17 protein-coding genes are annotated in these 23,701 nt (G+C 35.0%); 2 read left to right on the top strand and 15 right to left on the bottom strand.

From position 1 onward, the window contains the following. Positions 1 to 7 precede the first annotated feature (7 nt). Genes J0M08_11065 through J0M08_11035 form a run of 7 tightly spaced genes read right to left on the bottom strand, consistent with a single transcriptional unit; the run spans position 8 to position 9,516 of the window. Positions 8 to 1,024 (bottom strand): cytochrome c oxidase subunit II, encoded by a 1,017-nt coding sequence (locus J0M08_11065; GenBank protein MBN8703598.1) that lies wholly within the window; start codon positions 1,022 to 1,024, stop codon positions 8 to 10. Between the two features lie 33 nt (positions 1,025 to 1,057). Next, positions 1,058 to 2,209, bottom strand: a complete 1,152-nt coding sequence (locus J0M08_11060; GenBank protein MBN8703597.1) for a quinol:cytochrome C oxidoreductase — start codon at positions 2,207 to 2,209, stop codon at positions 1,058 to 1,060. 60 nt (positions 2,210 to 2,269) lie between these two features. Continuing rightward, on the bottom strand, positions 2,270 to 2,908 hold the full coding sequence (locus tag J0M08_11055; protein ID MBN8703596.1) for a cytochrome c: 639 nt from the start codon (positions 2,906 to 2,908) through the stop codon (positions 2,270 to 2,272). A 57-nt stretch (positions 2,909 to 2,965) separates the two neighbouring features. Beyond that, a complete protein-coding gene (locus tag J0M08_11050) occupies positions 2,966 to 3,484 on the bottom strand; it encodes a DUF3341 domain-containing protein (protein ID MBN8703595.1) in 519 nt (172 codons plus the stop codon). A gap of 19 nt (positions 3,485 to 3,503) precedes the next feature. Continuing rightward, the gene (nrfD, locus tag J0M08_11045) at positions 3,504 to 4,898 is read right to left on the bottom strand and encodes a polysulfide reductase NrfD (protein MBN8703594.1); all 1,395 of its coding nucleotides are present in this window, start codon (positions 4,896 to 4,898) and stop codon (positions 3,504 to 3,506) included. Between the two features lie 45 nt (positions 4,899 to 4,943). Continuing rightward, a complete protein-coding gene (locus J0M08_11040; GenBank protein MBN8703593.1) occupies positions 4,944 to 8,240 on the bottom strand; it encodes a TAT-variant-translocated molybdopterin oxidoreductase in 3,297 nt (1,098 codons plus the stop codon). Between the two features lie 28 nt (positions 8,241 to 8,268). Next, positions 8,269 to 9,516, bottom strand: coding sequence for a c-type cytochrome (locus J0M08_11035; GenBank protein MBN8703592.1), 1,248 nt, complete (start codon positions 9,514 to 9,516; stop codon positions 8,269 to 8,271). 243 nt (positions 9,517 to 9,759) lie between these two features. Here J0M08_11035 and J0M08_11030 point away from each other — a divergent pair, with 243 nt between their 5' ends. Beyond that, positions 9,760 to 10,167 carry an SPOR domain-containing protein gene (locus J0M08_11030; protein MBN8703591.1) on the top strand — a complete coding sequence of 136 codons (408 nt, stop codon included), beginning with the start codon at positions 9,760 to 9,762 and terminating at the stop codon, positions 10,165 to 10,167. Positions 10,168 to 10,230: 63 nt separating this feature from the next. Here the strand turns inward: J0M08_11030 and J0M08_11025 are convergent, their stop codons facing one another. The 8 genes from J0M08_11025 to J0M08_10990 all read right to left on the bottom strand — a co-directional run bounded on the left by J0M08_11025 (position 10,231) and on the right by J0M08_10990 (position 23,053). Beyond that, positions 10,231 to 11,592 (bottom strand): lasso peptide biosynthesis protein, encoded by a 1,362-nt coding sequence (locus tag J0M08_11025; protein MBN8703590.1) that lies wholly within the window; start codon positions 11,590 to 11,592, stop codon positions 10,231 to 10,233. A 309-nt stretch (positions 11,593 to 11,901) separates the two neighbouring features. After that, positions 11,902 to 14,241, bottom strand: coding sequence for an OmpA family protein (locus J0M08_11020; protein MBN8703589.1), 2,340 nt, complete (start codon positions 14,239 to 14,241; stop codon positions 11,902 to 11,904). A gap of 33 nt (positions 14,242 to 14,274) precedes the next feature. Then, positions 14,275 to 16,974 (bottom strand): hypothetical protein, encoded by a 2,700-nt coding sequence (locus tag J0M08_11015; GenBank protein ID MBN8703588.1) that lies wholly within the window; start codon positions 16,972 to 16,974, stop codon positions 14,275 to 14,277. Between the two features lie 96 nt (positions 16,975 to 17,070). Then, a complete protein-coding gene (locus tag J0M08_11010; protein ID MBN8703587.1) occupies positions 17,071 to 17,523 on the bottom strand; it encodes a DUF1801 domain-containing protein in 453 nt (150 codons plus the stop codon). A 640-nt stretch (positions 17,524 to 18,163) separates the two neighbouring features. Next, a complete protein-coding gene (locus J0M08_11005) occupies positions 18,164 to 18,907 on the bottom strand; it encodes an outer membrane beta-barrel protein (GenBank protein ID MBN8703586.1) in 744 nt (247 codons plus the stop codon). A gap of 46 nt (positions 18,908 to 18,953) precedes the next feature. Beyond that, on the bottom strand, positions 18,954 to 19,301 hold the full coding sequence (locus J0M08_11000) for a hypothetical protein (protein ID MBN8703585.1): 348 nt from the start codon (positions 19,299 to 19,301) through the stop codon (positions 18,954 to 18,956). A gap of 142 nt (positions 19,302 to 19,443) precedes the next feature. Next, positions 19,444 to 20,619 carry an acetyl-CoA C-acyltransferase gene (locus J0M08_10995; GenBank protein ID MBN8703584.1) on the bottom strand — a complete coding sequence of 392 codons (1,176 nt, stop codon included), beginning with the start codon at positions 20,617 to 20,619 and terminating at the stop codon, positions 19,444 to 19,446. 55 nt (positions 20,620 to 20,674) lie between these two features. Further along, positions 20,675 to 23,053: an enoyl-CoA hydratase/isomerase family protein gene (locus J0M08_10990; GenBank protein MBN8703583.1), complete on the bottom strand. Its 2,379-nt coding sequence runs from the start codon at positions 23,051 to 23,053 to the stop codon at positions 20,675 to 20,677. A 199-nt stretch (positions 23,054 to 23,252) separates the two neighbouring features. Here J0M08_10990 and J0M08_10985 point away from each other — a divergent pair. Continuing rightward, on the top strand, positions 23,253 to 23,701 hold a 449-nt coding region (locus tag J0M08_10985), incomplete at its 3' end, for a hypothetical protein (protein MBN8703582.1).

The raw sequence follows: 23,701 nt of genomic DNA, 5'->3' as shown, positions 1-23,701 counted from the left end.
TTTTTTATTAATTATTAAGAGCTATTTTTTTATTCTCTTCGTTACTAGTTAAAACAGTTTTTGTAAAAAAAGGCTTTTGTTTTGACAACCATTCTGCGTATTCCTTTTCTTCGTCAACAACAACTATCATTTGCATATTGTAATGACTTGCACCACATATTTTGTTACACAACAAAACATAATCGAATTTATCGTTCTTCGTTTCAGCTCGCATTTCTTTTGTAGTCATTGTTGGAACAAAATGCATTTCAGTAGTCATACCAGGTACCGCATTCATTTGCTGACGGAAATGAGGAAAATATGCACTATGTATAATATCTCGAGAGTTCATTCTAAATGATATTTGCTTGCCTTTAGGAATATGAAACTCATTTCTTACTAACATATCATCCCATCCTGCCTTATCTGTAGAATCCATACCCAAGGAGTTAGAACCTGAAATCAATTTATAATTAGATTTTCCTAACACATTGTCTTTACCTGCATAACGAGCAGTCCAATCAAACTGTTTTGCATATAGTTCAATTACAATAGCATCGTTTGAAGGAACATCTGTAATGTTATTCCATTTCTTAATTCCTAAAAAGATAATTACAAAAAGAACCACTGCAGGAACAACAGTCCAAATCAACTCTAATTTATTATTATGCGGATAAAACGTTGCTGTTCTTGATTTGCTACCTTGGTATTTATAGGCAAAATAAAATAGTAGTGTATTGGTTATAAGGAAAACAACAGATATTATTGACATATTAAGCCACATTAACCAGTCTATATCAGCACCCACATCAGATGCTGCTTTAGGTAATATTTTATGACCATGCTCCATTACCTCCCATATACAAAATACTACAAATGCCAACCAAAACAACAACATCATTCGTCCTTGGTTCTTATTGTCAGTATCATTTATTTCATGCGGTTTAGAGCCTTTTAAAGCTGAAGCTATTTCAAAAACTCTCACTAGCTGAGCAATTGCATACACAGCAAGTACAACTACAACGTAAATTAGAAATTTTACCATACGTTATTTTTTTATTCTAAATTTTAGTACAAATTAAAATTCATGGTGTAAACTCTCGTCCAAATAAGGATGATTTTTTACCATCAAAGGAGCTTTTGTAAGTTGGGTGTGAACCACAAACAAAAACAAACCTAAAAACATCATAAACATCCCCAACTCTAATGGATTAAAGAAATACCAATGTGCTCCAACAGTTCCCGGCATAACAATTTGAAATAAATCAACCCAGTGGAAGAAGAAAATAATGCATCCTACTACAGCCAAAAATTTAGGATTTCTTTTTGCATCTCTAGCAATTAAAAATATCATTGGTAGAGCAAAATTTACAAAGAAAGTTGTCCACATAACTGGCTTGTAAAGGTCGAAACGAGTTTGGAAGTATGTGATCTCCTCAGGAATATTAGCATACCAAATAAGCATAAATTGACAAAACCACAAATAGCTCCATAGAAAGCTCGTTGCGAACATCCATTTCCCAATATCGTGAATATGACTGTCGTTTACTTGTTGCAAATACCCTTTGCTTTTCAAGAAAAGAATAAACAAAATCAACATAATCATAGAGCTGCACCAAGTACCGGAAAAAATATACCATCCAAACATAGTGCTATACCAATGCGTATCGATAGACATTAACCAATCCCAAGCAGAAGTTGAAGATGTCACTCCGTATAAAACTAAAAATATGGCGGCCATCTTAACATTTTTCCAGTGTATATCTAATCCTCCTTCCAAATCTTCTTGCAAAGATCTTTTTCTGAAGCCTTTGTAGAATAAGTACCAAATACCCAAATACGCTAGAGTTCTTATCCAAAAGAAAGGCAAATTCAAATACCCTGATTTTCCCGCAATAACTTCATCATAATGCTCGCTGGTAGGATCAGATATTCCGTGTGCCATCCAGTGATATATATGATTAAAACCTAAAGAACTCGCTAATAAAACGATGATTAAGGTGATAGCACCAACAGGTAAATACCCAGCAATTGCCTCATAAACACGTTTCACAGCCACTGCGTACGCTGATTCTGTAGCATATTGCAATGTCCAAAAGAATAAGGCAGCAACAGAAATTCCTAAAAAGAAAAAACTATTCATCAACACATTAGCCCATAAGCGTTGACCAAGATGCTCATCATGAGCCAATACCAAACCCAGAATAACACCAACAAGACCAACACCCATCAAAGTGTAGGTTATTTTTTTTGAACGTTGTGTAAACTCGTAAGATAAATTCATAAACTATTATTTTTTATCAGTAGTTGTTTTTGTTGTATCTGAAGAAGCCGCACTAGCCGTAGCAACTGGAGCTCCCAATTTTTGAAGCTTTTGAACATAATGTACCAACTTCCATCTTTCCTCTTGAGATAGTTGAGATGCATGTTGTCCCATCAAACCTTTTCCATATGTTATGGAATGAAATATTTTACCTTCTGGCAAACTAGCCAACGCTCCGGAATAGGACGGTGGAGCACCTGGTAGTTTAGAAGAAACAGCACCATCTCCTTTTCCTTCTACACCATGGCAATGAACACAATATTTACTATAAAGGATTTCTCCTTCAGCTAAAATTTCGGGAGAAGCTGCAATAGGATTTCTTAAATACCTGCCTGAATTTGCATAGCCTGCAGTGTCATTCCCATACGCATAGGGCATGAAACCTCTAGCAATAGAGCCTTTTGGAGGCATTAAATTAGTTGCAATAGTATCTCCGGTAACAATATTCTCCAAATTGGCCTCATAAGAAATGCCTCTGTACATGTCAGGCATATACTCAATTCCAGGACTGTTTGGATCGCTTTTACAAGAAGACAATACAAAGTACAAAGTACTAAGTAGGAAGAATAATTTTTTTAGCGTAATTATTTTTTTATTGGTATTCATAATTTCTTTTTTTCATTGTACTTAATACATGGTACTTCATACTAACTACTCGCTCTCCTATTTTACATTAACTTCCAAAGCTCCTGTTTCTTTAAGCATTCCCACCACTCTATCAGCATCTTCTTCTTTTACTTCTAACAACATCAAAAACATATTGTCCGTTGTTCTAGGATCTGGATTTTTAGCACTTACGCCAGGCAATATCCAACTACGAAATGCAAATGTCCAAAACATTAAATGCGCAGCACAAAGCACTGTTGATTCAAATGCAATTGGAATAAACGCAGGTAGATTGTATATATACGACCAGTTTGGTTTTCCACCCACATCGGTAGGCCAATCAGAAATCATCATGTACCACATCATTAGAGTTGCCAAGCAAGTACCTGTTATACCCCACATAAATGCGGCAATAGCAATTCGCGTTCTTGGAATTCCAATAATAGGATCAATACCATGAATTGGAAATGGAGAAAACACTTCTTTAACTTTAAAGCCACTGGAAACGATTTTTCTTGCACCAACTTTTAATTGGTCGTCATCATCGTAAATTCCATGTATAATTTTTTTACTCATAAAACTAGTTAGTCAATAATTAGTGATGATGATTATTTTCTTTATGAAGTTTTTTATACTTCTCTGAAGAACTCTTCATAATAGTTTTTAATTCACTCTGTGCAATAACAGGGAACACACGAGCAAACAACAAAAATATTACAAAGAAAAATCCTATTGTTCCGATAAAGAATCCAATTTCAATATAAGTAGGAGAATACATACTCCAACTAGATGGTAAAAAGTCTCTATGAATAGAAGTAACAATAATTACAAAACGTTCGAACCACATTCCAATATTTACCACAATTGACAATATAAATGTTGCAATGATGCTCGTTCTAATTTTTTTGAACCAAAATAACTGAGGTGAAATAACGTTACACGTCATCATTCCCCAATAAGACCACCAATAAGGCCCCGTAGCTCTATTTAAGAAAGCATATTGTTCATACTCAACACCGGAATACCAAGCCACAAACAGTTCTGTTAAATAAGCAACACCTACTATCGAACCAGTAACAATGATTACAATGTTCATGTATTCGATGTGTTTTAACGTAATATAATTTTCAAGATTTAATACTTTTCTACAGATGATAAGAAGTGTTAAAACCATTGCAAATCCTGAGAAAACGGCTCCCGCTACGAAGTAAGGAGGGAAAATTGTTGTATGCCATCCAGGTACGATAGAAGTAGCAAAGTCCATACTTACAATAGAGTGAACAGAGAACACAAGAGGTGTTGATAAACCGGCTAATACAAGAGATACCTCTTCGTATCTTGTCCAGTCTCTCGCTCTACCACTCCATCCAAAACTCATAATTCCATATATTTTTTTTGCCAATGGTTTTGTCATTCTATCTCTTAACATGGCAAAGTCAGGAATTAAGCCTAAATACCAAAATACTAATGATACGGAGAAGTATGTACTAACTGCAAATACGTCCCACAAAAGTGGTGAGTTAAAATTTGTCCATAAGGAACCAAACTGATTTGGAAGCGGAAACAACCAATAATCTAACCATGGGCGACCGGTGTGGAGTGTAACAAATAACGCGGCACAAATTACGGCAAAAATTGTCATTGCTTCTGCAGAACGGTTTATTGCCATTCTCCATTTTTGACGGAATAATAACAACACCGCAGAAATCAAGGTACCTGCGTGACCAATACCAATCCACCAAACAAAGTTGGTTATATCCCAAGCCCAACCTACTGTTTTGTTTGCTCCCCAAGCTCCAATTCCGGTACCGATAAAATAGCAAATACAGCCAAATCCCCAAAGGAAGGCTGCCATTGCAATACCAAAACAAACGTACCACCACTTATTAGCTTTCCCCTCGATAGGTTTTGCAATGTCTGCGGTAATTTTTCCGTACGTTACGTCATCACCTAAAATTAGCGGTTCTCTAATTGCGGATTCCTGATGCATAAAATATTATTAATATTAAGTTCTAAATAAGTTAAATTCTATTAACTAGCTATGCGCTTTTTCTTTTTTCTCTTCATGCTTCTCCTCGCCATGATTACCATGACCTCCGTGAGATGCAGCAATTTCAGAAGGCTCCTCATTTCTTACTTTTACCAAGTAAGATACAGAAGGTTTAATACCAACTTCTTCCAATAGGAAATAGCTTCTATCTTCTTGGAATAACTGAGCAACCACACTTTCCGAATTATTCAAATCACCAAAAGTAATTGCATCTGTAGGACAAGATTGTGCACATGCTGTAGTAAAATCTCCATCGCCCAATTTTCTATTCTGTTTTTTTGCATTCAATTTTCCTTCCTGTACACGTTGCACACACATGCTACATTTTTCCATTACTCCTCTTGAACGCACTGTTACATCTGGATTTAAAACCATTCTACCCAAATCGTCTTGAGATGGATTAATTCCGGTAAAACGATGGTTTCTATCGTATTCAAACCAGTTAAATCGTCTTACTTTATACGGACAGTTGTTTGCACAATATCTAGTACCAACACAACGGTTATAGGTCATTTGGTTTAAACCTTCAGAACTATGATTTGTAGCCAATACAGGACAAACAGTCTCGCAAGGTGCATGATTACAGTGTTGACACATTACAGGTTGGAAAACAACTTTAGGATTTTCGGCAGTTGGATTTTCCATTTTTAGATACATATCAATTGCACCTACATGTTCTTCCTCTGCTTTTTCCTTGGTCATGTCACTTGTATAGTATCTATCGATACGCATCCAGTGCATTTCACGGCTTCTGCGAACTTCTTCTTTTCCTACAACAGGCACATTGTTTTCAGCGTTACAGCTTACAATACAAGATCCACAGCCAATACAAGAGTTTAAGTCGATTGTCAATCCCCATCTGTGACCTAATTTATCGTGATCAGCCCACAAGTTAACTTCACTAACTGGTTTAGCACCTTTATGTGTAGAAATCATTTCTGAATGATTCCAAACTTGTTTAGGTTGTGTAGCAAACGTAGTTAAATCTGTTTCTTTTACAATCGATCTACCCATCATGGTATGGTGGGTTTGTGTACAAGCCAACTGATATAACTCGCCAGTTTTTTCGCTTAGTTCTGCTGTTAAATTATAATTAAATGTCGAATTTGAATATCCAACAAGTGTAAACGCATTCTTACCAACGTTATCGGCACATTTGCCAGCCTTTGTTCTACCATAACCCAATGCAACACCTACGGTTCCTAATGCTTGACCAGGTTGAGGAAATACAGGAAGTTCGATTGTTGTTCCGTTTACAGTTATTTTTGCAACATCAGCCTTATCTTCCATTTGGTTGTAACGTTCCAACAAATTGTACTTGCCTTTCATATCAATAGGATTCATGGTTATGTAATTATCCCATGTAACTTTTGATATTGGATCAGGCATTTCTTGTAACCATGGATTGTTGGCTTGATTACCATTGCCCATTGATACTTTCTCGTACAACACTACTTCCCAATTTCCACCTTTAGCGGATTTGGAAATAGCTGCAGAAGCATCATTAATAGACATTCTGTTGGTATCTTTAACTTCTTCCGAAGTTTGCTTTTCATCCTTTCCTAAAATTTCTTTTACTTTCTCTACTATTCCAACAGATGCAGTAGAATCTGCTACAACATTTGGAGCATTCTCCGGTTTTCCAAACCCAATTTCAACTACACCATCGTGCAATGAGTTATTCCAAAACTCAGTAAACATCATATGTTTACCTTGCATTGGGAATACGTGAGAAGACCAATGCTTTTTGATATAGGATAAATAATCCGAATTATTTCCAGACCATTTTAACAAAGACTCTTGAGCAGAGCGTGTGCCTTCGTATTTAGGTTTTGAAAAAATTGGATTGATTGTTGGTTGTTGTAAACTAAATTGTGCTTTTGAAGGATTTGCATCGTTCCAAGATTCCAAATAGTGATGATCTGGACACACATAATCACACAGTTCGGATGTTTCGTCTACTCTATCTCCAAAAGAAACTTTTAATTTTACTTTCTTCATCGCCTCACTAAAAGCCAAAGACGCAGAAGTATTATACACTGGATTTGCGTTATAAACAAAAAGAGCATCTACCTTTCCATCTTTCATTTCTTTTACAAAGTCGGCAAAACGCTCGTCATCTCCTTGTTTAAGGTTAGAATAATTTTCTAAATCGATTGTTTTGCTATAATTACCCAATAAAGAATTTATAGAATTAACTGCAAACTGAATTGCAACATCATTTGCGCCACAAACTACTAGAGACTTTCCTTTATTCTCCAACAAATGTTTTGCAATTTTTGCAATCTCTGCATCATGTTGAGATGCAGCAGAGCCAACACCCACAACACCGGCTAATTTAGCGACAGCATTATATAAGTTAAGAACAATCAAGCCTGTTTGAGAAGGTTTAATTGGGAAACGCTTATCAGCATTACTACCGGAAAGCGAAAGAATTGATTCGAATTGGTAATGTTTAGACATTTCCTTTTTCTTGGAACCAACTTTTCTATTTATAGCATATTGTTTAGAAAATTCAATTGGAGAAAGCCAGGTACCTAAAAAATCGGCACCAACACTTACTATCACATTTGCTTTTTCGAAATTATAAGTAGGCACAACACCTTTGTCGAAACTGTGCCAGTTTGCTTTTATTAAAGCAGAATAAGAAACAGCATCGTAGGTAACATGTTTTGCAGAAGGATGTTTGGCTTTAAATTCTTCAATAACAGCTTTTGTAGAAGGGCTGATGATTGTAGAAGTAAGAATTCTTATTGCGCTTGAGGATGCTAATTTCTCGGAAATTTCTTTATCAACAGTATCCCAAGTACTAGGAGCCCCTTTTGCGTAAGGTGCAGTAATTCTAGCAGAATCGTATAAAGACAAAACAGATGCTTGAATACGTGCATTTGTTCCTCCTCTAGTTATTTTGGATAATTTATTTCCTTCAATTTTAATTGGACGACCTTCGCGAGTTTTAACTAAAATACTTGCGTAATCGCTGCCATCGAAATAAGTAGAAGCATACCAATTAGCAACACCCGGAGTAATCTCTTCGGGTTTTACCACATAAGGTACGGCTTTTGTAACAGGAGTTTCGCAAGCAGCCAAAGATGCAGCAGTAACGCTGAATCCTAAGTACTTTAAAAAGTCTCTGCGACTTGTTGACGTTTTGTCTAACGAATCATTTTGAAGAAAGTCTTCAACAGGAATCGATTCAGCAAATTCGTTTTGTGCCGACTTTTGGAATTCAGGTGTATTGGCTAGTTCTTCTAAACCTTTCCAGTATTTTTTTGTGCTCATAAATTAAGCGTTTCCTTTTAATTTTTGATTAGTAATGACATTTAGCACACTCTATGCCGCCCATCTTATCAACAGTAATTTTTTGGCCTTTGTACTTTTCGGCTAATTTTTTGTGCAAATCTTCGTAGTAAGGATTGTTAGCCATAGCTACTTCCGTTTTTCTGTGACAATCAACACACCAAGCCATTGTAAGTGGAGCGTGCTGCTGTGCAACAGTCATTTCTTTTACTTCTCCGTGACAAGTAGTACATTCTTGCTTACCAACTACTACGTGTTGTTGGTGGCTGAAATATACGAAATCGGGTAGGTTGTGAACTTTAATCCACTTTATAGGAGATTGTGGCTTATCGTATGCTTGCGTTTCGGTGTTCCATCCTGCAGCAGCATATATTTTTGCTATTTCAGCAGTACCGGTATTTGGCCCCTTTTCAATTCCTTGGTGACAGTTCATACAAATATTTACAGATGGAATACCTGCGTGACGGCTCTTTTCAACATAAGAGTGGCAATACACACAATTGATTCCGTTATCTCCGGCATGAATTTTATGAGAGAACGCAATTGGCTGCTCCGGTTTGTAACCTTGGTAAATTCCTATACCCATCATTCCATCCCATGCTAATTTTCCACCCCAACCAATTAAAAATAAAATTACAACTGCAACTTTTGTTCTGTTGGCATTCATCCAAAGTACAAGCTCTTGCCAAACTGTTAAGTCTGCATCAGCGCCTTTTCCTTCTTTTTCGTTTAATACATTTTTTAGTGATTTTTTTACACCGCGCAATACAGCAGCAAGAATAACTAAGAAAACCGCAATAATGATAAGTGGTAGGGTGGGATTTAATCCTTCTGATTTTTTTTCGGTAGCATCGCTTGTCGCACCGGCAACAGGAGCTGTAGGGGCTACCTCTACAGGAGGATTTTTAAAATATGCAATTACTGCTTTTATTTCATCATCACTTAGGTATTCGAAAACAGTCATAGCCGAACCACCAAAATCGTTGAAAACCTTGTTGGCATAGGCATCTCCGCTTGCACGAAGTTTGTCGTTATTTTTTACCCATTTGAATAACCATTCATCGGCCGGCTTTGGCACACGATCTGCAACGCCTTTCAAGCCGGGGCCTGTAAGTTTTTTATCATCTAGCCGATGACAGGTTGCACAATTTTGTTTGAATAGTTTGGCTCCGTCAGGCTGCGCAAAGGCAGTAGTAGTTGAAAATATTGACAATACTAGGAGACAGAGTGTTAGAAAGCTTTTTTTATAATGACGCATAAATTATTTCTATGTGTACTTTGTTTAAGTGTTTTAAAGCGATAACAAAATTATAAGAAACATGATTCGGTGGTTAAAAAAAGTTAAATATTTTTTAATTTATATCGATTCTAAATAAGGATTGTCTCCTTGGTGTAAAGAAATGCATTCGCAAACCTCAATCTGTGCCCTTTGCTTTTTTAAGGATGGGCAGTTTGCTTGAAATTGATTGCACTTGGCATAATTAATGTTATTTTTGAACAAATGAGAAGACACTATTTTTTTATTTTGTATTTATTATTTATAGCCGGGGGAGCTTGTGCGCAGGCTAATTCGGATTCGTTGGCAATAGTTTATTCCGATCCGGGAATTAAAGCTGTTTTGGATAAGAAACTAGATGCAAATAAACGCACCAATGGCAAAACATCGGGCTTTAGGATACAAATTCATTTTGGAAGTGATAGAACTGTTGCGAAAGAAAAGAAAACAAAATTTTTACAATCCTACCCTGATGTTGCTACCTACGAGATGTACGAACAGCCTAATTTTAAAGTACGTGTAGGCAATTTTAAAAACAGATTGGACGCACATAAATTTTTAAAACAAATTAAAGACAACTTCCCTGATGCCTTTATTGTAGAGGATAAGGTGGAGATGACGAGGGGTAAGTAGTTATAAAGTTGTAAAGTTGTAAAGTTTGATAGTTAGGGGAGTATAAAAAACTCTCTTCCGCTTTTACCCTTTCTTTTTTAGTTTTTGGGCATCTGCAGCATCTACTTTTTCTTGTATTTTTTTTCGGAATTCAATAAACTCTGCATTATCTTTTATTTTTTCGAAATCGGCATCTTTAAGAAATGATCTATTAAAGCCACTAAATCCGTTATCGAATGACTTATATAAATATAAAACAGCATTCGTAGCATCATTTTTAAGCGCGTAATAATTTGCATAAGCATATAAAACATTTCTCTTTTCAGAAGGAATTTCAGTTAAAATATTAGCTTTTTCTATGTATTTGAAAGCCTCATCAAAAGATTGTAGACGCGCCAAGCAAATTCCCTTTCGCATTGCAAAGGCATAATTATCTGGCTCTAAAGAAAGCAATGTGTCTAAAATTTTAAGTGCCTTTGTAGCATTATTTGTTATGTTAACAGAGTCTTGATATAACGAATCCTTTTTTACATACAAATCTTGATTACCAAAAGTATAGGTATCAATTACTTTCACTTTAAAATCTAAGTCTTTTTGGAAGCACTCTGATCTAAGAACCCCTCCAACATCTCTCGTACTGCTGCTTTTCACATAAATGTTTCTCATCTTCTCGTAGGTAGTTCCACTCACTTTACTATCGCCCCAAGTAGGATCAAACGCAACCCAACCATATTGAGGAAAAAACACCTCTACCCAATTGTGATATTCTGCTTCATACTTTGCTTTAAGAACAAGGCCGACAACTAATCTAGCAGGAATATTTTTTGCTCTGCATAAACTAACCATTAACTCTGAATATTCTGTGCAATCACCGGCTCCTTGGGTTAAAGCCTTCTTAGCGCTTCTTTTCTCGATAACGAAATTCTTATATGACAATGTATCGCACACAAAATTGTAGATATTTTTAACTAGTTCTTCTCGAGAAGTTCCAGTAATTTTTTGGGCTGTTTCACTAATAGCTTTCGTACTTATTTTTAGATTTGCCTCGTCTTTCAAATAGTTGTTTGTATCTAAATCTTCCGGATCTAGTTGAGGTTTTAACCTTGCTGTTGCTAAATCATATTTAGTAGTTTTAATTTTCATTTTAGCAGTTAGCTTTTTTTCCTTGAACTCAGAGTAAATAATATTTTCCCATTTTGCATAAAAATTTTCATTCTTAGCTCCATATAAGGAAGTTGGTTTTACTGAATAATCGTAGCTAATAACATCTTGCTTGGCATGAAAATCTTTAGGCAAGAGCAAATAATAATTACAGGGTTTATTAATTGCTTGGAAGGGAACATTATCTATTACAATTGACCTTTCAAGGATATAATATTTTTGAGAAAAAACAGAAGAACTGAATGCAAATAAAATTGCAAGGGGAAGAAAAGATTTTAGTTTCATGGGTTGAAATTCTATAAAATTAAAAACGAAATTATTTTGCAAGTGTAGCAAAATATGACAACACAGACAAGTTTTTAGAGTTATTAAAATATTTCCGAAGGGTTAATTTGTAGAAACTCTTGCCATGGTAAACTTGAATTACCGATAAGAAGTACCTTATCGGGTTTAAATTCTTTTTGGAAATTATTTACTCAATATATTGAGTAAAATCAAATTTATGTTATATGCATTTTCTATAGCTTCTCCTCAAAAAACCCTTCTGAAGGCTAAGGACAACCTCCAAACACATACAATTCGTTAGTAAAAAATTTACTTAAAAATAATATTCATCTCCACGCGTCTGTTCTTTTGGCGACCTTCGGGAGTTTTGTTGTTGGCAACCGGTTTTGTTTGACCAAACCATTCGGCTATAACTCGCTCCTCGCCAACTCCTTTTTCTACAATAAATTTCTTAACTGCTTTTGCACGCAGCTCGGACAATTTCATGTTCTTTTTCGGATTGCCTTGATTATCGGTATGTCCAGAGAGTTTAAGTTGCCATGCTGATTTTTTGGTTAACAACTTAGCCAATTCCTCTAGCGATGCATACGAATTTTGTTTGATAACATCTTTACCTGTTTCAAACTCTAAGCTAGAAAATGCGGTATTGATAACTTCCTGCTCTTCTTTTTGCAACACAGGACAGCCAAAATTTTCTTTTACACCAACAGTTTCAGGGCATTTATCGTCCTTGTCAAATACTCCATCACCATCTTTATCAGGGAAAGGACAGCCTTTGTTTTCTTTAGTTCCAAACTCGGCAGGACACAAATCTTCGTTATCAAATATGCCATCTTTGTCTGTATCAGGGCATCCTTTTTGCTCTATTGGTCCGGCATCATTTGGACAAGCATCTTCTGAATCTTGCACTCCATCCATGTCTTTATCCGGGCAGCCGTTGAACTGTTTTATTCCGGGCACATCAGGACAAGAGTCGCGCATATCAATAATCTTATCTCCATCTTTATCCGGGCAACCGTTAAACTCAATTAATCCGGGCACTTCGGGGCAACTATCTAATTTATCCATTAATTTATCTCCATCTGTATCAGGACATCCATTAAATTCAGGAATACCTGCATCGTCAGGACATGCGTCTTTTGAATCTTCGATACCATCTTTATCGCAATCCGGACAACCTTGAAACTTCCATATACCGGGTATTTCACGACATTTATCTTTTTTATTAGAAATTTTGTCTTTGTCTTTATCTCGTGGATGCTTGAAGAATATTGGAATTTTAGTTGTTAAATGAAAGTCGACACCATAAATATCACGAGTACCTATAATTGGCAATACATCAGTTGTTCCAAATATTACAGGACCTAAACGAAAAGACACTCCCAAATTTGTTCCGGTTAATCCATTATGCGACACGGGTAAAAACACCCCAAACCATTTATGATCCCAACGTGGGGTAATACTGATAGTTGTAAAATCATGAACTTTATTCTCATTTTTCTTATACTTAAAAGCAATATAAGGTGTAAAATTTATATAAAAATCTTTGTAAATATTGTAATCAATTTGCGCACAAATAGCGGTTGGCAAATTCATTTTAAAAGTACTTGAACTGGAAATGGGTTGAAAAATTCCAGCTAGGGAATCGCTTAATTCATCTGTATCTTCTACATCTAATTCACTTAGTGCCATATTGCTCACATTTGCATAATAATCGCTACTAGTAGATGATTTAGTAAATTTAACACCGCCAATATCAAGTATGGAAAGCCCTAAACGAAGTTTATATTTGTTTTTATCTCTTCGAACCAAATTAGTATCTCCATCCATTTCGTAGCGATATTTTTTCCAGTTAGGGCGATACTCGTACACAAATCCAACGTCAAGCCCAAGTGAGCGAGAAGAGCCGAATTTAATATTTCCTTCCCCAGAAAAATCTAAGTTATCTGATACGCCATATCTAACTGTTGTATTCTCTATAGAAATGGTGTCATTGTTTTTAATCTTATAATTCAAATTATCAACAAACAAATATCCTCCGGCAATACCTCGAATAATTTTAGCTCGCACTCCTGCCTTCATGAAATTTCGTTCCTTATCCAATAACACTCGTGCGTATGAAAATCCAACCTCTGACCAACTCATAAATTGAGCGCTTAATCGTTCATTGGAAATAGATTTATTGTATAAATTATTCATACTAAAATCGTTGTAAATCAAATCGGCCATTTCCTGCTCTACTCCATCAATGTTAATGTAATTGCGAATACGCCAAGAGAAACCAATAGCATCTTTTGGTGTAATAGAAACCATCACAGAGGGCAATTCGAAATTATTTCTTAAAAAAAGAGATTTGCTTTTATCGGTTTCTTTTAGTCGGAGATAGTTTACTTTAAACAATGTATCATCGAAAGCACCTTCTTCTTTAAAAGCATCGGAAAGCATACCAACGTAATTATTATATAAATACCCACTGGCACCAATAAGATTGACATCTACTTTATAACGACTATCGGCAATAGAGGCTGGATTCAGGTTTATTCCATTTACACCGGAATAATTACTGTTGATGTAACCTAAAAAATCTTGCGACTTTATACTTGTTGTTAAGATTACCAACAAAAAGAATAATTTTCCTGCCCTTACCATGATTAAAGTTTTTTGAACAGCGAATTTAGTAAATTATTCTTCTAACCTAAAAGAAGCCAATTTTCTATCTTTTTGAAGTGTGATAAGTTGGTAGGAATTATTAAAGGACTTAACAATACAACACATTTTGCCATTAAAAACTGTTGGTAAAACGCGTTCTGACGACTTTAGATATAAAGCCGTTTTACTATTATTTGAAACACAATATTTACTTGCGTCTTTAGAAACAAATTCTACTGCATTTGTTGCGGATTCCAACTTTTTCTTGAAGAGCTGACTAGTCGTGTTTTTTAAATTAGCATCGACCTGTATTATAGAACCTTCTTTGTATATAAGCCAATTGGCATTGGATAAAACTACGAATTCGACATCGCTAAACACATCTTCCTTACTAGAAATATGCTTGCCGGAAAACAAATCAATTCTATTGTATTCAAAATTAGCATCAACAAAACAAAACTCTATTTTATCTTTTGCTTTCTCAGAAAGCAAAATTGGAGAAATAATAGAGTTTTTAAGATTCCCAGTATGTATAACTTGCTTGAAATTCTTCACAAAGGAAATATGTTGTGGATCGGTAGCCGCTATTACAGATGTTCCGTCTGACAAATTGAAAGCGGTAAGATAATTTGCAGCAAAACCTATTTTTGCGGATTGATGTTTTTCGATAGCAACAGAGCTTATTTTAAATGATTGCAGCTCGTTTTGCGAATTAACAAATCCAATTAGAGTTTCTCTTTTTTTGTTGTAAGTAATTAAATTAGAAACAATGGTCGACTTTACTTTAAAAGGATATCCTTTTAAATAATTACCATTTTTATCAATTAGGTGAATTTCGTTTTTCGTAGCGAATAATAACTGAAGCTTGTTGTTTTTATAGGCATCAATTTGAATAACATTACCTACAATAGAATCTTTTAGCTGCATTTGCCAAGCTATTTCACCGGTACAGTTAACCCAATAAATTTTATTGGCATTGTCTTGTACAAAAACATCTTCCCTTTTGTCGCTATGATTGTAAATAGCTACAGGCTTTTTAGTGATAGTGGTGTCAAAATTTATTTTCCAATACTCATCAATGGTTTGCGCCAAAGAGTCTTTAAGTCCAATGGCTGCATAGGAATACATTAATTTAGAGGTATTTGAAAACTGAAACGCTAATGGATAAAACTCTTTTAGCAATGGCTCAGCTTTTGTAACATTTGTAGCATAATTAAGAACGGTACTAGTTTTAAGTTTATCAATAAAAAAAGCAGAAGAATAGTATGTAAGAAAATTGCAATCGGAATTATATTTTTTCGAAAAATAGTTTTTGTAGTAGTACGTTCCGACAAAAGTTTCGGATGCAACATAGGATTCGATACAATTTTTCAAATTGTCTATACTAGCTGAAAAAACAACATATTCGTTAGAAATAACAGTAAAGTAATTACACTTAAAATTGGGTACAGAACTTTGGAGGTAATAATTAAAATACTCGGGCAAGGGAAAACTATAAATTGGATATGTTTGATAGTGAATAGTATCAACTTTAGGGATAGAATCTGCCGATAAAGAATCAACAATAGCTGTTGTAAGTTCAACAAATTTATCCACATCCTTCACTTGTAAAACCATATAATTAGCGCTTTCCGCATCTTTACTTTCAATAGAATAATGTGCTAATTGGGACGACCATTCGTTTATCAATAAACGCTCTACATCCAATCCGGTTTTCCGTTTAACCTTTTTAAAATAGGCCTCATTATCCTGCAACAAATTATACGAGCGTAAATAGCTTTTGTATGATTGATTAAAAGCCATCTGATTGCTTACACCCCAAACAGAAAAAAAAGACACATTATCAGGAATAACAGAATACAAGTCAATAGCAACAGGTTCTTGCTTACGAAAAATGGAAAGGTAGCTTTTCAAAGAATCTTTAACTGCAGAAAACCCTTTTAGAACAATTGAGTTAGCAACATTATCAATGTCAAGAGCTATCCACTGACAAAAATTTTCAATTCTATTGAAACTGATTTGAGTTGCAGGAGTAAGTATATCTTTTGCTAAAAAAGGGAATTGCTCTAGATTTAAAAAAAGCGTCCCCAAACCTTTGTTTCCCTTTGTTTGATAGGCTTTCTTAAACACTTCATTATTTATCAACGATATTTTCGAATTGATTTGCCGCACAGCATCTTCAATTAAAGTAATGTGCTGACTAACCAAAAAATAATTTTTGTAAATGGTTGCATTATAAATTCCTCCTGCAATAGCCAATTGAGAAATTATAGCACCATCATAGTTTTTTGATAAAATAAGAGAGTCGCTTTTATAACTACTAATAAATTGCTGCAGAGAATCGTTTTGCTGAGAAGATCCGGTAGTAAAAGAAAACAAGACACCAATTTTATTAACGCCTCGGGGATGTATTGACAAATAAGTGGTTTTGTTTTTAAAATATTTTTTTGCAGCGCTATTTCTCTGTATTAGAGAGTCTAAAACAGCTAAGGACGTATTGTAATTAAACAATTCTGTTTGTGCTAACTTTTCAAAAACTTCATTTTGATTAACAATGGAATTTAAACCAGATATGGCATTATGAGATTCTACAATGCAAATTGCATTTATTGGTATACAAGATATATCAAGTAATTTAACCTCATTACTTTGATTGGACGACTTAAGCAAGTATATACCGGCAGTTATAATTAACGCCAATGCCGCTAATGCAATTAAAACGCGCTTATACATACTTTAATTTAATGTACTACAAATGTAGTATTATAATAGATATAAGATTTTAAAGCAAATAAAATACTTCTATAAGTAACAGATAAATATAGTTTCCTATTTTTTAATGCTACTTTCGTAAATATCAATCCACTGTTTAGGTGTGACTTTAGAAACGAGTTTGCCAATAAGCTCAAAGGGGATTTCATCGAGCTTTTTGAAACGCACACAGCATTTGCCCATATCTAGCTTGTTTTTTGAAGTGGACTTCCATTCCTTCTCAAACCAAGTAAGCAGTTCGCCCTTATATAGCCCCATGTGATAAAAAGAAATATAATTTTTTTGTGATGCTAAATTTATGAAAGGTAATGGCAACTTAGGATTACAATGATAACCGCTAGGATAGAGAGAATGAGGTACTACGTATCCAAGCATGCCGTAGCTCATTTCCTCTTTAAACCCCTTAGGGATATTATTCAGAATTACCTCTCTAAGTTTGGTAATTGCAGGCTTTCTGTCTACAGGCAATGATTTTACATATTCTTCGGGGGTTGTGGCTTTTGATTGCATATTAAAATAATATCTAATGAAACAAACATAATTGTATAGAAGATACGAAATATTTAATCTTAAACTCATTCAAAAAAAACTCTCAGTGTAGTTTTTGGGGCTAGCCAAAACCTCAGCACAGGCATCATTAAGATTAATCTGAAAATGACTTTGTTATATACAAACAATTTGTACTAAATTTATTTTGACTATTGAACAACATAGTTAGTCCTAATTAATTTTACCTTGCTCCCAAAACAAAATATATAAAATGAGAAAAAGTATTTTTCAGTTGTTAGCTAAATTAAATAAGATAGTGCTACCCAAATATTATAAACGTGATTTGACAAAACTAAAAACATGGGAAAAAGCTATCATTGGTTATAAATATTGGGTTACTCGTGGATGCCTAGATTAACCCAAACAACCCAGTACCCGTTTTTATAAAGCTACAGCCTGTTCCTTTGGGCATAGTTTGAAATTGGAAAGAGGTCAAAATTTCTATGGAAAGGCAAAGATTTTACATATTCTTAGGAAGTTGTGGCTTTCGACTACAGCGCTGTTGATGGCATTAAAAGTATTTACAAGAATACAAAATTAAAATTGTTGAAGTCGTAGCGAGACACTACGACTAACCGAGGAAAGTGGTTAATGAAACAACTTATTTGATAAAAAAGCACGAAATACTTAATCCTGCACTCCACAAAAATTCTCCGGATGTAGCTGCTCCACTTATATCTATTAAACCGTATTTAACTAACGGTTCAATACGAAGGTTAGATTTATCGTTTATGTTGTAATTTATTCCAATGCTTAGCAGCGGTGAAATATTAATCGGGATACCATTGAATGGCGTGGCGTTTTTAGTAACATTGGGTTCTTCACCATCAATTGAAACAATTGACTTGGTTGAACTATAAAAAAGAAAACCAGGAGCTACTCCAACACTATAGAAAAAATGAAGAGATTTAGTGCCTGCTAAAAATGTTAATTTGAATGGCACTTCTATATAGCTAAAATTATAAACATATTTCCCTTTCACATCTGCTGTTGGGCCTGTATTAAAGACAAATCCTTTGGTTGGATCAATAAAATCTCCATAGGTTAGAAAACTAAAATCATTAAACTTAAATTTATATCCTTTATTAGAATAACTAAGCCCTAATTCTAATCCAATTTTTTTGCGAAGTTGCCACCAAACACTTGCACCCAAAGTATAACCAAGTTTAGGTTTTTCGAGGTCGTATCGATATGAAAAACCATTCGTTAGCTTTCTATAGCATAGATCCGGAGAAATAGTAAATCCAATTTGAGTTTTTCTATACGTATTTGTATTGTCTTCTGCTCTAGAAAAATTAAAGAGAAAGAGAAATAGAAATGATAAAAATAAAAAAATGCGCTTCATTCATTTATAAGCTTAGGTTCTAGAAACTAAAGAAAACCTTAAAAAACTAATTTGTCTTTGAAATTAAGTTATCATACAAAGCTGTATCATCTGGAGAGATTATATACTCCTTATTATCACTTGCTGTAGTAAATAAAATACCATTCTTTTTCTGGGTAGCGAAAACATAAATTCCACTAAAAACACCGAAATAACCAAATAATCCACCTACACCAAATGTCCGTTGAATTTTTAAGAAAGCTGCATTATCAATAACCTTGGCATTAACAATTGATTTTCTTTCAAAAACTTTATTTGCAATAGGTCTAACGATTATGAGTTGTGTGTCATTAAGGATATAATATCTAGGTGCAAAAAAAAACTTATAAGAATTGTAAGCAACAAAATTAAACATACAATTCCGTGAATATAGTTATTACCACTATTTTCGAACCGCAGAAAAAGCAGCCCTTCAAAAACACAAAAAACTATTTATCCATACGTTGTAACTTTCGCTATTAAATCAAGCGAGGCCTTGTACTTCATTCATTTAAATTTTACAACATTTCAAACACTCCAGCAGCACCTTGCCCTGTACCTACACACATGGTTACTACACCATATTTTTTATTTCTTCGTTTTAGTTCGTTAAATAGTTGAACAGAAAGTTTAGCCCCACTGCATCCTAGGGGATGTCCTAAGGAGATGGCTCCACCGTTTACATTTACTAGTTCTTGGTTAATGCCCAACTCACGCACTACTGCTAATGACTGAGAAGCAAAGGCTTCATTCAATTCAAACAAATCAATTTGATCTTGCTTTAAACCTGCCAATTTCAATGCTTTTGGAATGGCTGCTACTGGACCAATACCCATAATACGTGGAGGTACACCTGCAGATGCAAAGCTTACTAAACGCGCAATTGGTTTAAGATTATTTGCTTTTAAAAATTTCTCGCTCACTACCATTACAAAAGCTGCACCATCACTAGTTTGTGAAGAATTACCTGCTGTAACACTACCATTTGCAGCAAACACAGGCTTTAATTTAGCCAATGCTTCCAACGTAGTATCAGCACGAGGACCTTCATCTGTATCTATAATAATATCGCGAGTTTGTTTTTTTTCGCTTGCATCTAAGAATGTTTCTTTCACAGTAATTGGGACAATTTCTTCTTTAAACTTGCCATCTTTAATAGCTTTCATAGCTTTCATATGAGAGTTGAAAGAAAAAGCATCTTGATCTTCTCTAGAAACTTTATATTCTTTTGCCACCGCTTCGGCTGTAAGTCCCATTCCCCAATAATAATCAGGATTAGTTTTTGCTACTTCGTAATTTGGAATAATTCTCCAACCGCCCATCGGAATTAAACTCATGGACTCAGATCCACCGGCTACAATACAATCAGCCTGTCCTGCATGAATTTTAGCAGAGGCAATTGCAATAGTTTCTAAACCAGATGCACAATAACGATTAACCGTCATGGCAGATACCTTATCTGTATTAAAGGCTGCCAACGAAATAAATCGAGCAAAATTCATTCCTTGTTCGGCTTCAGGCATAGCATTACCAACAATTAAATCATCTACTTGATCATGCGCCACATTAGGCACTGATTTCATTAAGTGTTTAATTACGTCTGCTGCTAAATCGTCAGGACGTGTAAAACGAAAACCACCTCTGCCGGCTTTTCCAACTGCGGTGCGATATGCTGCTACTATGTATGCGTTCATAAAAAAAAGTTTAATGTTGCTAGTTTAATGTTTTGAGTTATAATAATAAGTTATATTAGTTTCTAAGCACTTTACCACCAGTAATAATACTTTGAATTCGCTCTAATGTTTTTTTCTCGCCACATAATGACAAGAACATTTCTCTTTCCAAGTCTAGTAAATATTGTTCGCTTACAATAGTAGGAGAAGATAAATCACCACCACATAATACATGCGCTAGTTTTTGAGAAATTTTAGCATCATGCTCAGAAATATAATTTCCGGAAAGCATTGAATTGGCTCCTAAATAAGCTAATCCAAGGCCTTGCTTACCAAGCACTCTGATATCCTTTCGTTCAATTGGTCTTACATATCCAGCGTTTGCTAACTCTAAACATTGTTCTTTTGCTTCGGCCAATAAGCGATTGCGTGATACCACCACTACATCTTTACCTTTACGTAAATAACCTAAATCAAACGCTTCGTGAGCAGATGTGGACACCTTTGCTTGTCCGATAGTGAGGAAGCGATTGCGGAATGCGTTTAACTCCACATCACCTTCGTGCAACTCATCCGACAATCTAACAGCAAACTCTTTAGTTCCGCCACCACCAGGGATGAGACCTACCCCAAACTCTACAAGCCCCATATACAACTCAGCATGAGCAACTACTTTATCTGAGTGTAAACTCATTTCAGTTGCACCGCCCAATGCCATATTGTGAGGAGCTACAACAACCGGAATAGAGGAATATCTTACACGCATCATAGCATTTTGAAATGCTTTGATAGCAAAATTTAATTCATCCCATTCTTGCTCTGCAGCCATCATAAAAATCATACCGACATTGGCCCCTGCAGAAAAATTATCTCCTTCATTTGATATCACTAAACCACGATAATCTTTCTCTGCCATATCAATAGCAGTATGTATGCCTTGTATAACTTCACTACCAATCGTATTCATTTTGGTATGGAATTCCAAGTTCAAAATTCCATCACCAATATCGGTTATAGTTGTACCCGCATTTTTCCAAACTGTTTTTGTAGGGCGAATTGTATCAAGCAATATAAATTGTTCTGTACCAGGGACAGTTTTGTATGATTTAGATGGGATATCATAATATTTTTTCACACCATCTTCAATTTTATAAAAGCTTTTATGTCCGGCTTTTACCATATCTGTAACCCAAGCAGCTGCTTTGTTACCAGCCTTTTCCATTTCGGTTAGTGTATTTTCCACACCAAGTGCATCCCACATTTCAAATGGACCTAAAGCCCATCCAAATCCGGCATTCATAGCAGCATCAATTTTAAACAATTCATCAGCTATCTCCGGAATACGGTTAGAAACATATTGCAACAGGCCAAATGTACTAGCTCTGTAAAACTCACCAGCTTTATCTTTTCCGGCATGCAACACTTTTAATCTATCTTTTAAATTATCAATAGATTTTGTTGTTTCAAGTGTAGCAAACTTAACCTTTTGAGATGGCTTGTATTCAAGAGTTGTAAGGTCTAACGCATGAATCTCGCTTTTCCCGCCAGCACCTTTTACCTTCTTAAAGAAACCTTGTTCAGTTTTAGATCCCAACCATTTATTCTCCACCATTTTGGTTATGTATGCCGGAATTTTAAATACATCTTTAGCCTCATCATTTGGGCAAGATGCTGCTACACCATTCGCCACATGCACCAAGGTATCTAAACCAACTACATCGCATGTTCTAAAAGTTGCAGATTTCGGGCGACCAAAAACAGGACCAGTAAGTTTATCAACCTCTTCGATAGTTAATCCCATTTTTTCTACTAAATGAAACAAACTCATTATACCAAACACGCCAATTCTATTGGCAATAAAGGCTGGAGTATCTTTACATAAAACGGTAGTTTTTCCTAAAAACTGCTCCCCATAATTCATTAAAAAATCAATTACTTCGGGAGATGTATGAGGTGCAGGAATAATTTCGAGTAATTTTAAATAACGAGGAGGGTTGAAAAAATGTGTTCCACAAAAATGCTTTTGAAAATCTTCGCTTCTGCCTTCACTCATCAATTTCATTGGAATACCTGAAGTATTTGATGTTATAAGAGTTCCCGGCTTACGATATTTTTCAACATTTTCAAACACTACTTTTTTAATGTCTAATCTTTCCACAACAACCTCTATAATCCAATCACAAGAAGAGATATTTTTCATATCATCTTCAAAATTTCCTGTGGCTATTCTATTAACAAATGATTTATGGTAAATAGGAGATGGATTTGACTTCAAGGCAAACTGTAATGCGTCATTTACTATTTTATTACGAGCCTTCTTATCGCCTGCCGGAGCATCTTTTGGAACTATGTCGAGTAGCAATACCTCTAAACCAATATTTGCAAAATGACAAGCTATTCTAGATCCCATTACACCTGAACCTAATACCGCAACTTTTTTAATTATTCGCTTCATATATAGAAAAATTAGATGTTAAAATAAAATGCTTAACCCTACTAGGGTACAAAACAGAACAACAAGATACTAAAAAAGTAGAAAAACATAGTCTTGATCGTCATAAATAATGGCAAAATCTGTATATTAAGGCATTATGCACATTCGAAGGTTTTTACTTATTATTTTCAGTTTTTTATTTGCGAACTTATTCGCGCAAGTGAAGCTAATAGACTCATTAGAAAGAAGAGTGCAAATTGAAAAGAATGACTCTGCTAAGGTTGATTTACTAAACTATTTAGCAGAACTAAATAAAAACAGAGATTTAAACCTTTCTCTTAATCAAGCAACGCATGCACTAAAAATTGCAAGAAAAATAGATTACAAAAAAGGTATAGCAACAGCCCTGTTTTTAAAGGCACAAAATGCATACAACGCTAGTAATGATAGTATTTTATGGATGGCAGAAAAAGCTCTTGACTACAGCACTGCTATAAATTATCATGCCCTAACCCAACAAATCTACCAACTACTTAGCTACTATTATTACGACAACAACAACCTTTTAAAAGCCAAAGAGATGAACGATTTGAGCATGCAGTATGCCATATCTTCGGAAGATAGGCATGCATTGGTACGAGCCTATTTTAGTTATGGGAATTTTTATGC

Source organism: Bacteroidota bacterium (assembly GCA_017303975.1).
Taxonomy (GTDB): domain Bacteria; phylum Bacteroidota; class Bacteroidia; order JAFLBG01; family JAFLBG01; genus JAFLBG01.
This window is presented reverse-complemented; position numbering and strand designations above follow the sequence as displayed.

What these genes read in the sequence shown, in the direction of transcription:
- J0M08_11065 (MBN8703598.1), bottom strand. Translation starts at nt 1,024, where the DNA reads ATGGTAAAATTTCTAATTTACGTTGTAGTTGTACTTGCTGTGTATGCA.
- J0M08_11060 (MBN8703597.1), bottom strand. Translation starts at nt 2,209, where the DNA reads ATGGGTGTTGGTCTTGTTGGTGTTATTCTGGGTTTGGTATTGGCTCAT.
- J0M08_11055 (MBN8703596.1), bottom strand. Translation starts at nt 2,908, where the DNA reads ATGAATACCAATAAAAAAATAATTACGCTAAAAAAATTATTCTTCCTA.
- J0M08_11050 (MBN8703595.1), bottom strand. Translation starts at nt 3,484, where the DNA reads ATGAGTAAAAAAATTATACATGGAATTTACGATGATGACGACCAATTA.
- nrfD (MBN8703594.1), bottom strand. Translation starts at nt 4,898, where the DNA reads ATGCATCAGGAATCCGCAATTAGAGAACCGCTAATTTTAGGTGATGAC.
- J0M08_11040 (MBN8703593.1), bottom strand. Translation starts at nt 8,240, where the DNA reads ATGAGCACAAAAAAATACTGGAAAGGTTTAGAAGAACTAGCCAATACA.
- J0M08_11035 (MBN8703592.1), bottom strand. Translation starts at nt 9,516, where the DNA reads ATGCGTCATTATAAAAAAAGCTTTCTAACACTCTGTCTCCTAGTATTG.
- J0M08_11030 (MBN8703591.1), top strand. Translation starts at nt 9,760, where the DNA reads ATGAGAAGACACTATTTTTTTATTTTGTATTTATTATTTATAGCCGGG.
- J0M08_11025 (MBN8703590.1), bottom strand. Translation starts at nt 11,592, where the DNA reads ATGAAACTAAAATCTTTTCTTCCCCTTGCAATTTTATTTGCATTCAGT.
- J0M08_11020 (MBN8703589.1), bottom strand. Translation starts at nt 14,241, where the DNA reads ATGGTAAGGGCAGGAAAATTATTCTTTTTGTTGGTAATCTTAACAACA.
- J0M08_11015 (MBN8703588.1), bottom strand. Translation starts at nt 16,974, where the DNA reads ATGTATAAGCGCGTTTTAATTGCATTAGCGGCATTGGCGTTAATTATA.
- J0M08_11010 (MBN8703587.1), bottom strand. Translation starts at nt 17,523, where the DNA reads ATGCAATCAAAAGCCACAACCCCCGAAGAATATGTAAAATCATTGCCT.
- J0M08_11005 (MBN8703586.1), bottom strand. Translation starts at nt 18,907, where the DNA reads ATGAAGCGCATTTTTTTATTTTTATCATTTCTATTTCTCTTTCTCTTT.
- J0M08_11000 (MBN8703585.1), bottom strand. Translation starts at nt 19,301, where the DNA reads ATGTTTAATTTTGTTGCTTACAATTCTTATAAGTTTTTTTTTGCACCT.
- J0M08_10995 (MBN8703584.1), bottom strand. Translation starts at nt 20,619, where the DNA reads ATGAACGCATACATAGTAGCAGCATATCGCACCGCAGTTGGAAAAGCC.
- J0M08_10990 (MBN8703583.1), bottom strand. Translation starts at nt 23,053, where the DNA reads ATGAAGCGAATAATTAAAAAAGTTGCGGTATTAGGTTCAGGTGTAATG.